We start from the raw sequence: 14,264 nt of genomic DNA, 5'->3' as shown, positions 1-14,264 counted from the left end.
CGGAGACCAGTCTCGTCTTCTGCTACATATTGGTCAAATTGATCTAAAATTGATGATCAAATAAATGCGGCAAATGATGGAGGTCACGATGACATCGGTCGATCATCTCGATCTGAACCTGTTGCGCGTATTCCAGGCGATCGTCGAGGAACGCAGCCTGACGAAGGCCGGCGAGCGGCTCGCGCTGTCGCAGCCGGCCGTGAGCTATTCGCTCGGCCGGCTGCGCACGCTGTTCGACGATCCGCTGTTCGTGCGGACGCGCTCGGGCATGCAGCCGACGCCCGTCGCGCTCGAACTCGCGGGCATCGTCGGCAAGGCGCTCGACATGGTGCGCGTGGCGCTGCGCTACGCGGAGCGCTTCGATCCGGCCACCAGCGCGCGCACGTTCCGGGTGTCGCTGTCGGATGCGGGCGAGATGGCGTACCTGCCGGCGATCTGCCAGGCGCTGCGCGAGCGTGCGCCGCGCGTGACGTTGAGCGTGCAGCCGCTGCCGGTGGAGGAGATCGAGGAAGCGCTGCGCGCGAGCCGGCTCGATTTCGCGATCGGCAACCTGCCGGAGCTGATGCCGCGCACGCGCCACCAGGTGCTGTTCGAGGAAACCTACGTGTGCATGACGGGGCGCCGGCGCGGGCTGCCGACGGCCGCTGTGCTGAGTCTCGAGCAGTTCGTGCGCGCCGCGCACGTCAACGTGAAATCGGTCGAGCACAGCCACCACGCGCTCGACGACGCGTTGCGCGCGCAGGGCGTGGGCCGCAACATCGCGCTCGAGGTGCCGCACTTCGTCGCGCTGCCGAGCGTGCTGTCGGTCACCGATCTGTATGCGACGCTGCCGAGGCGGCTCGCGCAGATCCTGAACCGCGACAACGCATTCCGCCTGTATGAACTGCCGGTCACGCTGCCGCCCGCGCCGGTGACGATGCACTGGCACGAGCACTTCCACGAGGACGAGGGCAACGCGTGGATGCGCGCGCTGCTCGCGGAGATCGTCGAGCGTTTCGACGAATGACGATCGGGCGGTGCGCGATGGCGCGCCGTGCGTGTCGCCGGCGATGGTCGGCATCGGCCTTCAGTGCGCCGGTGCATCGGTGCCTCGGTGCCTCGATCAAGCGCTAGATCGGCGCCGCAGCATGGCGGGGCGCTCGGCGCATCAGAGATCGAGCACGAGCACCGCCGAGCGCGCACGCGACACGCAGCAGCAGATCACCGTATTGCTCGCGCGCTCGGCCTTGCTCAGGCAGTGGTCGCGGTGATCGGGCTCGCCGTCGAGCACCGGCACCATGCAGGTGCCGCATACGCCTTCGCCGCATGACGTATCGACCTCGATGCCGATCTGCGCGAGTGCGTCGACGATCGACGTATCGGGGGCGACGCGCACCGACTGGCCGCTGCGTTGCAGGCGCACTTCGAAGCCTTCCGCCGGAGCGGCATGCGCGGCGGTGACGGTCTCGGACGGTTCCGCCGCGAAGCGTTCGAGATGAATCGCGTCTTCCGGGATGCGCCGGGCCGCGGCCGCGACGACGGCATCCATGAACGGCCCGGGACCGCACGTGTAGACATGCGCTGTCGGGTCGATCGACTCGACGCAGCGGCCCAGTTCGGCCGCGAGCGCATCGGGCTCGACGCCGTAATGGAACGTCACGTGCGATGCGAACGGTTCGACCGACAATGCGTCTACGAACGCGGCATGCGCGCGGCTGCGTGCGAAGTAATGCAACCGGTAGCGCGCGCCGCGCTTGTGCAGCGCATACGCCATCGACAGCAGCGGCGTGATGCCGATACCGGCCGCGACCAGCACGTGCTCGCTCGCGTCATCGGTCAGACGAAACAGGTTGCGCGGTGTGCCGATCGACAACTCGGCGCCGACGCTCACGTCGTCGTGCAGCGAACGCGAGCCGCCGCGCGACTGCGCTTCCTTCTTCACCGCGAACAGATAGCTGCCGCGCTCGTCGGGGTTGCCGCATAGCGAGTACTGCCGCGTGACGCCGGATGGCGCGGTGACGTCGATATGGGCGCCCGGTTCGTACGCGTCGAACGGCTGGCCGTCGACGCGCGAGACCCGGAAACAGCGGATGTCCTGCGCCGCGTCGATCAGCGCGTCGATCCGGACCTGGTGGCGGTTCGCTTGCATGGGAAATTCCGTGGGGTAGAGGAAAGCGGCGCGGCAGAGCCCCGCGCCGTCATGCGATCGAGAATAGGGACGCGCATCACATAAATCAAATCGATTAAAAAGCGATGCTGGAATAAGCGGGATGGATGATGGTGGCGTGCCGATTGTCGCCGGTCAGCGTGGCGGCGATCGCGCGGCCGGTGCGCCGACCACGCGATCGGTGAACCGCGCGACTTCAGCGCGCGGCAATGGCGTTGCCGCCGTCGACGGCCGCGTCAGCCGAAGCCGATGCCGCCGCATGACCGCGTTCGCGCTCGAGGCTGCGGCGATAGTGGCGGCAGCCGGCGGCGAGCAGCAGCGCGGCGAGCGTGGCCGCCGCGACGTTGACGATCGACATCGAATGGCCGACCGCGGCCGGCGCGCCGAACACGCGATCGGTGAACAGCGCGACGACGGTCGTGCCGATCCCGAGCGCGATCAGGTTCGACACGAGCAGGAACAGCGCGGAGATCTGCGCGCGCATCTGGTTCGGCGCGAGCGTCTGCATCGCGGCGGTCGACGTCGGCATCGGGAACGACGCGAAGAACATCGCGACGACCAGCATCGCGAGCGACGCCGGCAGGCTGTCGAGCTGCGTGAACAGCGTCGCGGGGATTACCATGCACGCGGCGCCGATCGCGCCGGCACGCATCGGTGCATCGCTACGGCCGCGCCGCAGCAGCCAGTCGTTGAGCCAGCCGCCGCAGAACACGCCGGCCGTGTTCGCGACCAGCAGCACGATGCCGAGCGTGTAGCCGGCTTCGACGGCCGTCATCCCGAAGCGGCGGATATAGAACGCGGGCGTCCAGCTCAGCAGGCAGTACAGCGCCATCGCGTAGAACGAGAAACCGAGGTAATGGCACGCGAAGGTCGCGCGGTGCGTGCCGACGAAGCGCAGCGAATCTCGCATCGACACGCGCCGCACGGCGCCCGAGCGGTCCTGCGCGAGCCCCTTGCGCTGCGGGTCGCGCACGGTCGCGGCGAACAGCAGCGCGACGAGGATGCCCGGCAGCCCCACGATCAGGAACGTGACCTGCCACGCATGCACCTGTCCGACCACCGGCAGCGTGAATGCGCTCGCATGCTTGAGCAGCGCGATCACGTAGCCGCCGATCAGGAACGCGATGCCGCCGCCGATGAACGAGCCGAGCGAATACACGGCGACCGCGCGCCCGAGCTTCTCCTTCGGGAAGTAGTCGGCGAGCATCGAATACGCGCCGGGCGACAGCGCGGCCTCGCCGACGCCGACCCCCATCCGCGCGACGAACATGTGCACGAAGTGCTGGCTCATCCCGCACGCGGCGGTCGCGACGCTCCACAGCGCGATGCCGAGCGAGATGATGCGCGGGCGCGCATAGCGGTCGGCGAGATACGCGACGGGCAGCCCCATCACCGCGTAGAACAGCGAAAACGCGAAGCCGTTGAGCAGGCTGAACTGCGTGTCGGACAGATGCAGGTCGCGCTTGATCGGTTCGATCATCAGCACGAGGACTTGCCGGTCGACGAACGAGAAGATGTACGCGAGCATGCAGATGACGACGACATACCATTCGTACGTATAGCGCTTGCCGTCGGCAGCGCGGGCCGTGGATGCGGACATGCGGGTTCTCCAGGAGCGGGCGGTGGAAAAGCGCGGCATCGGCCTGGCGGGCCGGGCGCCGTCGCGGCGCGAAAGCGTGCGGATGACACGATCGGAAACGCAGCGTAGTCGGCCAAATTCGGCGGCCATAGCCGGAGTGACAGCCGCGCCACACGGACATTTACCGACCCGGATAAAGAAAACACCGAGACCGTGCGCGCGGGCCGCCGCGCAGCGCGCGTGCGGCGGGGCCCGCATGCCTCATGCGGCACATCTATAAGCGTTATAGAGCGCATTGCGTCGACGTCCGAAATTGTCGTTCCTAGACTCGGCCCGGTTTTGATCGGCAGCGTTCGCCTCTGGAAGCGAACGCGCTTCACATCAAGCGGCGCGATGCCGACAGGCGCCGCAACTTCTACGGGACGACGCAGATGAACCATCCGAACGGGCGAGCCCTCCGGCTTGCCGTACCGCTTGCCGCGCTGTTGGCGTGCATGACGCTGCCGGCCGCCGCGCAATCGAGCGTGACGCTCTACGGCCGCATCGACACCGCGATCGAATACGCGAACGCCGGGCCGAACCACGTGACGCGCATGGGCAGCGGCAACCTGTGGGCGTCGCAATGGGGGCTGAAGGGCGTCGAGGATCTCGGCGGCGGCTATGCGACGATCTTCAAGCTCGAGGACGGTTTCAACGCGGCGAGCGGCGCGCTGTCGAACAGCAGCGCGCTGTTCGGCCGCGAAGCGTGGGTCGGCATCACGGGGCCGTTCGGCGGCGTGCAGTTCGGCGAGCTCTACACGATCCTGCATACGACGCTCGTCACGTACAGCCTGCCCGGGCTCGGCGCGGGGCTCGCCTGGGGCAATGCGACCAACAACTTCGTCGGGCCCGCGTTCCTGCGCGTACGCAACTCGATGCGCTACACGTCGCCGCGCTACGCGGGCTTCCTGCTGCGCGCGATGGCCGCGCGCGGCACCAACGGCGCGGCCGGGCAGCCGGCGACGCTCGGCGATACGTACGGCGCCGGCCTCAACTACGTGCGTGGAGGGCTGTCGGTCGACGTCGACTACATGCAGCAGAAGTTCAGTCCGGTTGCGGCGCCCACGCTCGGCGCCACGAGCGCGGCCGCGAACGGCAACTACACGCTCGGCGCGATTTCGTACGACTTCAACGTCGTGAAGGTGGCCGCGCTGTACCTGCGCCATCGCGGCGGCCCCGATGTCGCGACCGCGATCGACAGCCAGAGCGCGTATCCGCACAGCGACATCATGGAGCTCAGCGCGACGGTGCCGATCGGGCGTGCGTCGCTGCTGCTGAGCGTCGGCCATTACCGGAAGGTGGCCGACAGCGACGGCAATGCCGATTCGTACGGCATTCGTTTCGACTATCCGCTGTCGAAGCGCACGGTGCTGTACACGGGCGCCGCGATGGTACGCAACGGCGCGCATGCCCGCTTCGTCGTCAACGGCGCGGCCGGCGGCGGCGTCGCCGTGGCCAAGCCGGGCGCGACCGCGAGTTCGCTCGTCGCGGGCATCCTCACGTCGTTCTGAGCGTCTCGGCGGGCCCGTGCTCGTGTCCGCTCGCGCCGCTACGCGCAGGCGGGCGGCTGCGGCGCGAGCCATGCGTCGAACGGCGCCTGCTCGCCGATATTGAACAGTTCGAGCAGCAGCGCGCGCAGCCAGCAATGACCCGGGTCCGCATCGAAGCGGCGGTGCCAGTACGCGTTGACGGCCCATTCGCCGGCGCCGGCGATCTCGTACAGCACGCACGGCTGGCGTGCCGCGAACGTGATCGCGATCGTCTCCGGCAGGATCAGCGCGTAGTCGCCGTCCTGCAGCAACGCCGGCACCACCAGAAAATCCGGCAGCGCCGCGCGCACTCGCGGCATCAGTTCGTGTCGTTCGAGCAGTTGCATCGACTGCGGATGCGACGTGACGGCGACGAAGCGCAGCGTGTCGGGCGCCGCGCCGTCGAGCACGAAATCGTCGGGCAGCCCGACGCGCTGCGCGGTGCGGCGCGGCATCAGCAGCACGCAGCGCTCGTGCAGCAGCGCGGTGCGCTGGAAGTGGCTCGACGCATCGGCGAAATGCCCGAGCGCGAAGTCGATGCGCCCCGATTCGAGCGCGACGTTGAGCTGGCATTCGTCGACGTGCAGCGTCTCGATCACGGCGCCCGGCGCGCGCCGGTCGAACGCGGCGAGCAGCGTCGGCAGGAACGCGCTCGCCGCGAAATCGCTCATGTGCAGGCGGAACACGCGCTGCGTGCTGTCGGGCGCGAAGCGCGAGCCTTCGTCGAGCACGTCCTGCAGGATCGCGAGTGCCTTGTCGACCGAGATCGCGAGCCGCTGCGCGCGCGGCGTCGGCTCGACGCCGGTGCCGGTGCGCACGAACAGCGCGTCGCGGAACATCAGCCGCAGCCGGCCGAGCGCGTAGCTGACGGACGGCTGCGTGACGCCGAGCCGCAGCGCCGCGCGGCCGACGTGCCGGGCTTCATACACCGCGCGAAACGTCTTCAACAGGTTGAGATCGAGATCCTGCACGCGCAGGCCGTCGGACGCGTCGCCGTCGTGCGGCACGGGTTCGGGGCGGGTTGGTGCCGCGGGGCGGCCGGGAGCGGAGAGCGTCATCGTGTCTGCCTCGCAGTGACGGAAGGCGCGTGGCCGTAACGCCGTGCATACGCCTTCGCGAAATGGCCGAAGCCATGGATGCCGTGCGCGATCAATACGTCGGTCACGCTGCGCGCGTCGCCGCGCTGTAGCGCCGCGTGTACGGCGGCGAGCCGGCGCTCGCGCACGTACGCGGCCGGCGAAGTGTGCAGGAATGCGCGGAACGCATGTTGCAGCGTGCGCGGCGCGACCCCGGCGACGGCCGCCAGCGCGGCGAGCGCGAGCGGTTCGCCGAGGTGCGCATCGACGTGAGCGCACGCACGGCGCACGTGCGCGGGCAGTGGCGGCGTGCCGCGTCGCAGCGCGTCGCTGTACGAATGCGGCAGGTGCGTGAGCAGCAGCGACATCAGCCACGCGGTGAGGTCGGCGCCGAACACCGGCGACGCCGCACCGATGCCCGGCTGTGCGCCGAGCCGGCACAGGTATTCGAAGGTCGGCCGTACGAGCGCGGCTCCCGCGCCGGCACCGCCGGCCGCGAGATCGAATTGCAGCGGCCGCGTGAGCGTTGCCTGCAGCATGTCCTGCAACTTGCGCTCGAGCGCGCCGCGTTCGAGCCGCAGCACGAGGTTGCGGCAATCGGGGCTCGTGCGCAGACGGCTCGGAAGCGCGGGCGACGATACGGTCAGCGCGCCGGGGCCGGCGCGCGCGACGACGTTGCCGGCCTGCAGTTCGCACGCACCGGCGAGCGTCAGCCGGAACAGGAAGTGATCGGCGTCGTCGCCGAACTCGATGCGCGTTTCGCGGCCGTAGCAGAGTTCGAGCAGCGCGCCGTGATGCAGCGGCACCTCGTACAGCTCCGCGTGAAACGGATCGCGGCCGGACGCGGCCATCCGGTGCGGCCCGAGCCGGTGCGCGACCGCGCGTTCGACTTCGTCGGGCGCCTGCAGCGTGCCGAGCCGGTTCGGCGCATGGCGGGAAAGGGCGATGTCCATTCGTAGACCTCGTGGCGGATGCAGGGGCGCGGCGGCATCCGCCGCACCGCGATTGCGTTGCGCGAACGGGCGCGTCGTTGCGCGTTTTGAAGCGACGCGGTGCAAGTGCCCGCGTAGTCTCGGACATACTCGATCACCGGGAGAAAACGATGAAGGTATGTGTTCTGGGCGGCGGCCACGGCTGCCATGCGGCGGCCATCGACCTGCTCGAAAAAGGCCACGACGTGACGTGGTGGCGGCGCGATCGCGAGCCGCATGCGCGGCTGCGCGCGCTTGGCGTACTGAACGTCACCGACTATCGCGGCAAGCGCGCGGTGCCGCTCGGCGACGCGCCGGGCGCGATCCGCCTGACCGACGATCTGGCCGCCGCGCTGCGCGGCGCGCGGCTCGTCGTGGTGCCGCTGCCGGCCACGTCGCACGACGCGCTCGCCGCGCAGGTCGCGCCGCTGCTGGAGGATGGCCAGGTCGTGTTCCTGCCGCCCGGCACGTTCGGCAGCGTCGTGTTTGCCCGCGCGGCCGCCGACGCCGGCAACCGTGCGCGCGTCGCGTTCGCCGAAACCGGCACGCTGCCGTACCTGGTGCGCAAGCATGGCGACAACGAGGTCGTGATCAGCGCGTACGCGACGCGTCTGCCGACCGGCGTGTGGCCGGCGAACGCGGCCGGCTGGGCGTTCGACGTGCTGCGCGCGGGCTATCCGTCGGTCGAGCCGGTCGAGGATGCGTTGTCCGGTGCACTGATGAACGCGGGCCCCGTGATCCATCCGCCGCTGATCCTGATGAACGCCGGGCCGCTCGAACACTTCGACGCGTGGGACATCCACAACGAAGGCACGCAGCCGTCGATCCGCCGCGTGACGAACGCGCTCGACGCCGAACGCATCGCGGTGCGCGAAGCGCTCGGCTACCGTGCGCCGCATTTCCCGCTCGCCGATCACTACGCGACCGACGGCGACGAGTGGATGTACGGGCGCGGCGCGCACGGCAAGCTGACCGATAGCGGCGACTGGCGCGAGAAGATCGATCTGCGCACGCATCGCTACATGCTCGAGGACACCCGGCTCGGGCTGTCGTTCATCGTGTCGTGCGGGCGCTGGGCCGGCGTGCCGACGCCCGTCGCGCAGGGGCTGCTGAGCATCGCGAGCGCGGTCGCCGTGCGCGACCTGTATGCGGAAGGGCGCACGCTGGAGCGGCTCGGGTTCGCGGCGCTGTCGAAGGATGCGCTGCGCGCGCTGCTCGACGCGGGGTATTCGGCATGAAGGCGGCCGCCGATGTGACGCGCATCCACGTGCTCGGCGCGGGACGCATGGGGCAGGGCATCGCGCTCGTGTTCGCGTTCGCGGGCCTCGACGTGACGCTGATCGACTTCAAGCCGCGCGATGCGGCCGGCTGGCGCGCGTTCGACGATCGCACGCGCAACGAGATCACCCGGCCGTTGCATGCGCAGATCGCGCTGGGCCGCATCGACAACGCGCAGGCGGATGCCGTCGCCGCGCGAATCACGCTGGTGGCGCGGGACGGCGCGGCCGATGCGGTGTGCGATGCCGACATCGTGTTCGAGGCGCTGCCCGAAGTGCTCGAAGCAAAGGCCGACGCGTTGCGCTGGCTTGGTCGACACGTCGATGCGCATGCAACGATCGCGTCGACCACGTCGACGTTCGTCGTCACCGAATTGCAGCGCCACGTCGCGCACCCGGCGCGGATGCTGAACGCGCACTGGCTGAACCCCGCGCTGCTGATGCCGCTCGTCGAGGTGAGCCGCAGCGACGCAACGGATCAAACCGTCGTCGACGTGCTCGCGGCGCTGCTCGAGCGCGTGGGCAAGAAGCCGGTGATCTGCGGGCCGGCGCCCGGCTATATCGTCCCGCGCATCCAGGCGCTCGCGATGAACGAGGCCGCGCGGATGGTCGAGGAAGGCGTGGCCAGCGCCGAGGACATCGACACCGCAATCCGCACCGGCTTCGGCCCGCGCTTCGCGGTGCTCGGGCTGCTCGAATTCATCGACTGGGGCGGCTGCGACATCCTGTACTACGCGTCGCGGTACCTGGCCGGCGAGATCGGCCCGCGCTTCGCGCCGGCCGCGAGCGTTGTGCGCAACATGGAAGCCGGGCGCGACGGCGTGCGCACGGGTGCCGGCTTCCACGACTATGCGGCGGTCGACGTGCCCGCGTACATGCGGCAGCGGCTCGGCGAATTCGCGCGGCTGCTCGACCATCTCGGGCTGGCGCCGGCGTTCGACAGCGCGCGGCGCGACGCCGGGCGCTGAGCGGCGCGCGCTCATGCCGGGTCGCCGCGCGAACCGTCGGCGGGCGGGGTGCGCGTCTCGCGCATCACGCACAGCGTCGCGACCGTGACGAGGCCGAGCGCAATCAGGAACAGCGACACCGGCCACGACGCGTGATAGCGCGCGAGCAATGCGGTCGCGATCAGCGGCGACATCCCGCCCGCGAAGATCGACGCGACTTCGTGGCCGAGCGCGACGCCCGAATAGCGCACTTCGGTGCTGAACAGCTCGCCGACGAGCGCGGGCAGCGTGCCGATCATCGCGCCGTGGCTCACCGCCGTGCCGATCGTCAACGCGAGCCATACGAGCGGCGTCACGCGCGTGTCGAGCAGCCAGAAGAACGGAAACGCGCACGCGACGAGGCTCAGCGCGCCGATCAGGTACACGGGCTTGCGGCCGATCCGGTCGGACAGCCGGCCCCAGGCGAGCATCGCGCCCATCTCGACGATCATCGCGATCATCACGCCGGTCAGCATCGTGCCGTTCGGAATCCCCAGGTATTTGCCGTAGACGAGCGAGAACGCGAGGAAGATGTACGCACCGCCGTTCTCGGCCACGCGCAGCCCCATCGCGAGCAGGATTTCCTTCGGGTGACGGCGGATGCACTCGACGATCGGCAAATGCGCGTGTGCGCCGCGCTTGCCGGCCTGCTCGAAGTCGCGGCTTTCCGGCAGATGACGGCGGATATAGATGCCGATCGCAAAGATCGCGACGCTCGCGAGGAACGGCAGCCGCCAGCCCCACGTGCGGAACGCGTCGTCCGGCAGCGCCTGCGCGGCGAGAAACGCGGCCGACGACAGCACGAAGCCGCCGCCCACGCCGAGCTGGCTCCACGCCGCGTAGTAGCCGCGCTGCTCGGGCGGCGCGTTCTCGCTGATCATCAGCACGCCGCCGCCCCATTCGCCGCCGGACGCGATGCCCTGCAGCAGGCGCAGCACGACGAGCGCGGCCGGCGCCCACAGGCCGACCTGCGCATAGGTCGGCAGCAGGCCGATCGCGAAGGTCGACGCGCCCATGATCAGCAGCGTCCAGACGAGCGACGCCTTGCGTCCGTAGCGATCGCCGACGTGGCCGAACACGATCCCACCGAGCGGCCGCGCGACGAAGCCGAGCGCGAACGCCGCGAATGCGGCGAGGCTGCCGGCGAGCGGCGATGCGCCGGGCGGGAAGAACACGTGGCCGAACACCAGCGCCGCGGCCGTGCCGTATACGAAGAAGTCGTACCACTCCATCGCGTTGCCGGCGACGGAGGCGATGACGATCCGGCGCAGTTGCCGGTCGGCGAGCGGCCGGACGGCGCTCGGGGATTGCACGGTGTCGGTCGGGTACATGGCGGAACTCTGAAGGGGGAGGCGGGCGCGTGCCGTCTCGTGCGGCACTGCGGGCTAGTGTTGTCGGCCCGCCGCTCCCCGGTCAAATCCGCAGAAAAAGGGAAGTGTCATCACTCCCGCAAATGATGGTCGGGGCGCGCGGGGCCGTGCCAGCGCGCGCCGGGGCCCGTCACCGCTCGATCTGCCGGTTCCACCGCGTATCCCACTGCGCGCGGCGCGCATTGATCGCGGTCCAGTCGACCACCGTCACCTTGCGCACCAGGTCGTCGACGTTGCCGAGGCTCTGCTGCATCGGGGCCGGCATCTTCGCGAGGCGGTTGGTCGGAATCTGCTTGCCGGCCTCGGCCGCCTTCGTCTGCGCGGGCGCGGACAGCAGGAACTGCGCGAGCTTCTGCGCGAGTTGCGGATCGGGATTGTTCGCGACCACGCACAGGTCGACGAGCAGCAGCACCGGGCCTTCCTTCGGGTTCGCATACGCGACGGGGATGCCCTTGTCCTGAAGGTCGCCGACGCCGGTCGGCGTGAGCGGGAACAGGCCGGCCTCGCCGGTCTGCACCATCTCTGAGATCTTCGCCGAGTTCGGGATGTACTCGACGACGTTCGGCCCGACCGTGCTCGCCCACTTGCCGAAGCCGGGCTCGACGTTCTGCTCGTTGCCGCCGAGCAGCCGGTTGATCGCGAGGAAGCCGTGCAGCCCGAACGTGCTGCTCGACGCCGACTGGAACACGACCTTGCCCTTGTATTTCGGATCGGCGAAATCCATCCACGAGGTCGGCGGCGCCCAGCCTTTCTCGGCGAACAGCTTCTTGTTGTACGCGATGCCGGTCATCCCGAGCTGCACGCCCGCGCCGACGTCGTCCTTCATCCGCGCGAACGGGTACAGCTCCTTGAGCACCGGCGAATCGTCGAGCTTCTGGCACACGCCGAGGCTCACCGCGCGCGCCATCACGCCGTCGTCGAGGAACGCGACGTGGATCTGCGGCTTGTTGCGGTTCGCGAGCAGCTTCGCGAGCACGTCCGACGACGTGCCGGGCACGATCACCACCTTGACGTTGTTCGCCTTCTCGAAGTCGGGCAGCACCTGGCTCGTATAGGCCTTCTCCATCGGCCCGCCGTTCATGCCGACGTAGATCGTCTTCGTTTGCGCGAACGCGGGCGCGCCGGCGCCTGCGATGCAGAGGGCGGCGGCCGCCGCGATCGTTCCGAGCAGTTTCATCTTTGGGTTTCCTCTTGACGGAAAGGGGCGGTCGGCACGGCTTGCGGGAAGAAGCGGCCGATCGAGAATGCATCGAGTGGCGTCGCGGTTTCGCCGGTGGTGATGAGATCGGCGAGCACGTCGCCGACGCCCGGCGCGAGCAGGAAGCCGCCGCCGGAAAAGCCGAACGCATGCAGCAGATTCGGCGTGGTGCGGCTCGCGCCGATGATCGGGTTGTGGTCGGGTGTGCAGCCCTCGACGCCGCTCCACGTGCGGATCAGCAGTGCGTCGCGCAGCGCGGGCAACAGCGCGCACGCATCGCGCATCACCACGCGCGTCGTATCGACCGACGGCTGGCCGAACTCGCCGTCGCCGCGGCCCCGGCCGCCGCCGATCACGCAGTTGCCGCGCGCGACCTGCCGCGCGTACACGCCGCCGCCATACACGCCGAGGTTGTGCGCGATGAACGGCGGCAGCGGCTCGGTCACCCACATGTTCGGGTAGATCGGCTCCATCGGTACGGCTTCGCCGAAGCGTTCGGCGATCGTGTTCGCCCATGCGCCCGCCGAATTGATCAGCCACGTCGCGGTGTGCGCGCGGCCACCCGCTTGCAAGTGAAAACGCGTGCCGTCGTGATGAACCTCATCGACGGCGGTGTGCTCGAACACGTCCGCGCCCGCTGTGCGGGCCGCGCGCGCGAACGCGGGCGACACGACGCGCGGGTTCGCATGGCCGTCGGTCTCGCACAGCGAGCCGCCGAGCGCCGCGCGGCCGAGCCACGGGTAGCGGCGGCGGAACGCGTCGCCGCGCATCACCTGCAGCGGCAAGCCGTGTTCGCTGGCGAGCACGGCGTACGCGTCGAGCGCATCGAGATCGGCGTCGCTGCGTGCGAGTCGCAAGTGGCCGGACACGACGAATTCGCCATCGATGCGGATCAGCTCGGGCAGGCGATCCCAGATGCGCCGCGCCCGCAGTGCAAGCGGCAATTGCTCGACCGGCCGGCCCTGGCAGCGCACGCCGCCGTAGTTCACGCCGCTCGCCTGCGCGCCGCAGTCGCGCCGTTCGAACAGCCCGACGCGCAGCCCGCGTCGCGTGAGCGCAAGCGCGGCCGACGCGCCGACGAGGCCGCCGCCGACGATCGCGACGTCGTAATGCCGGATCTCACTCATCGCGCGCCTCGTCGGGAATCGCCGCGACGTCGTCGCCCGCGAGCGCGGCCGAGATCGGGAACGGCTTCACGGGTGGTTGCGCACGCAACCGGCCGACGTCGGCGAGCGGCTGACCGGTTTCGGCGGCCAGCACGAGCGCGGCCGCGTCGCCGCACATGCGGCCCTGGCAGCGGCCCATGCCGACGCGGGTCAGCGCCTTCAGCCGATTCAATTCGGTCGCCGCGCCTTCGCGCACGCAGCGGCGCAGCGTGCCCGCGTCGATCTCTTCGCAGCGGCACACGATCGTGTCGTCGGGGCAGCGGGCAGCCTGTTCGACCGGCGGCGCGAACGCGGCTTCGAGGCCCGCGCGGAATGCGCCGATGCGGGCGAGCGTGCGTTCGAGTGCCGCCGCGTCGGGTTGGCCGGACGGCGAGCGCGATGCGATGCCGGCATCGTCGAGCAGCGCGAGCGCCGCACGCCGGCCCGACGCTTCGGCCGCGTCGGCGCCCGCGATACCCGCGCCGTCGCCGGCGACGTAGAGGCCGCGCACCGACGTGCGCCCGGCCGCGTCGCGTTCGGGCAGCCACGCGCGGTTGAGCGGGTCGAAACCGAACCGGCAGCCGGCGAGATCGGCAAGCTGCGTTTCGGAACGCAGGCCGAAGCCGAGGCCGAGCGCATCGCAATCGAGCACGCGCGGCGGCGCGGGCTGCGCCGAGTCGCCGGCGGCGCGCCATGCGAGCCCCGTCACATGTTGATCGCCGAGCACGCGCTCGAGCGTGACGCCCGTTTCGATCGCGACGCCATGCGCGCGCAGCCAGCCGTGGTAGTAGAGCCCTTTCGCGAAGATCGACGGCATGCGCAGCAGCGCGGGCGCGGCGCCGGCCTGGCGGCGCAGCGGGCTCGTGTCGAGCACGGCCGCGACGTGTGCGCCCGCCTTCGCATACTGGTAGGCGACGAGGTAAAGCAGCGGCCCCGTGCCCGCGAACA

Annotated in this window: 12 protein-coding genes; 4 read left to right on the top strand and 8 right to left on the bottom strand. The window is 69.9% G+C overall.

Features of this window, described 5'->3' with window-relative positions; all coding sequences use genetic code 11:
• Positions 1-88: 88 nt before the first annotated feature.
• The gene (locus AP428_RS24030; RefSeq protein ID WP_011694651.1) at positions 89-1,006 is read left to right on the top strand and encodes a LysR family transcriptional regulator; all 918 of its coding nucleotides are present in this window, start codon (positions 89-91) and stop codon (positions 1,004-1,006) included.
• A 141-nt stretch (positions 1,007-1,147) separates the two neighbouring features.
• Here the strand turns inward: AP428_RS24030 and AP428_RS24025 are convergent, their stop codons facing one another.
• On the bottom strand, positions 1,148-2,128 hold the full coding sequence (locus tag AP428_RS24025) for a PDR/VanB family oxidoreductase (RefSeq protein WP_011694652.1): 981 nt from the start codon (positions 2,126-2,128) through the stop codon (positions 1,148-1,150).
• Positions 2,129-2,342: 214 nt separating this feature from the next.
• On the bottom strand, positions 2,343-3,746 hold the full coding sequence (locus AP428_RS24020; protein WP_011694653.1) for an MFS transporter: 1,404 nt from the start codon (positions 3,744-3,746) through the stop codon (positions 2,343-2,345).
• Positions 3,747-4,156: 410 nt separating this feature from the next.
• On the opposite strand from AP428_RS24020, the gene AP428_RS24015 reads away from it, so the two are divergent.
• Entirely contained in the window at positions 4,157-5,275 is a 1,119-nt protein-coding gene (locus AP428_RS24015; protein ID WP_011694654.1) for a porin, read from the top strand.
• A 38-nt stretch (positions 5,276-5,313) separates the two neighbouring features.
• Here AP428_RS24015 and AP428_RS24010 read toward each other — a convergent pair whose 3' ends face one another.
• Both AP428_RS24010 and AP428_RS24005 read right to left on the bottom strand, forming a co-directional pair.
• A complete protein-coding gene (locus AP428_RS24010; RefSeq protein ID WP_011694655.1) occupies positions 5,314-6,351 on the bottom strand; it encodes a LysR family transcriptional regulator in 1,038 nt (345 codons plus the stop codon).
• Positions 6,348-7,322, bottom strand: coding sequence for an AraC family transcriptional regulator (locus tag AP428_RS24005; RefSeq protein ID WP_011694656.1), 975 nt, complete (start codon positions 7,320-7,322; stop codon positions 6,348-6,350). Before AP428_RS24005 ends, AP428_RS24010 begins: the two co-directional genes overlap by 4 nt.
• A gap of 149 nt (positions 7,323-7,471) precedes the next feature.
• Here AP428_RS24005 and AP428_RS24000 point away from each other — a divergent pair, with 149 nt between their 5' ends.
• Together AP428_RS24000 and AP428_RS23995 are read left to right on the top strand one after the other, a co-directional pair.
• The gene (locus AP428_RS24000; protein ID WP_011548371.1) at positions 7,472-8,578 is read left to right on the top strand and encodes an NAD/NADP-dependent octopine/nopaline dehydrogenase family protein; all 1,107 of its coding nucleotides are present in this window, start codon (positions 7,472-7,474) and stop codon (positions 8,576-8,578) included.
• Positions 8,575-9,585 (top strand): 3-hydroxybutyryl-CoA dehydrogenase, encoded by a 1,011-nt coding sequence (locus AP428_RS23995; RefSeq protein WP_011548370.1) that lies wholly within the window; start codon positions 8,575-8,577, stop codon positions 9,583-9,585. The genes AP428_RS24000 and AP428_RS23995 overlap by 4 nt, the downstream gene beginning before the upstream one ends.
• An 11-nt stretch (positions 9,586-9,596) precedes the next feature.
• On the opposite strand, the gene AP428_RS23990 is transcribed toward AP428_RS23995, so the two are convergent.
• The 4 genes from AP428_RS23990 to AP428_RS23975 form a co-directional block, all read right to left on the bottom strand.
• The gene (locus AP428_RS23990; RefSeq protein WP_011548369.1) at positions 9,597-10,934 is read right to left on the bottom strand and encodes an MFS transporter; all 1,338 of its coding nucleotides are present in this window, start codon (positions 10,932-10,934) and stop codon (positions 9,597-9,599) included.
• Positions 10,935-11,103: 169 nt separating this feature from the next.
• Positions 11,104-12,150 carry an ABC transporter substrate-binding protein gene (locus AP428_RS23985; protein WP_011548368.1) on the bottom strand — a complete coding sequence of 349 codons (1,047 nt, stop codon included), beginning with the start codon at positions 12,148-12,150 and terminating at the stop codon, positions 11,104-11,106.
• Positions 12,147-13,298, bottom strand: a complete 1,152-nt coding sequence (locus tag AP428_RS23980; RefSeq protein WP_011548367.1) for an FAD-binding oxidoreductase — start codon at positions 13,296-13,298, stop codon at positions 12,147-12,149. Before AP428_RS23980 ends, AP428_RS23985 begins: the two co-directional genes overlap by 4 nt.
• Positions 13,291-14,264: NAD(P)/FAD-dependent oxidoreductase (locus AP428_RS23975; RefSeq protein WP_197285608.1), on the bottom strand; the 974-nt coding region annotated here is incomplete at its 5' end. The genes AP428_RS23975 and AP428_RS23980, both read right to left, overlap by 8 nt.

The organism is Burkholderia sp. E168m22, from assembly GCF_001319805.1.
GTDB lineage: Bacteria > Pseudomonadota > Gammaproteobacteria > Burkholderiales > Burkholderiaceae > Burkholderia > Burkholderia orbicola.
Note: the sequence above shows the minus strand (reverse complement) of the source record. Positions and strands in the feature narration are given on the sequence as shown.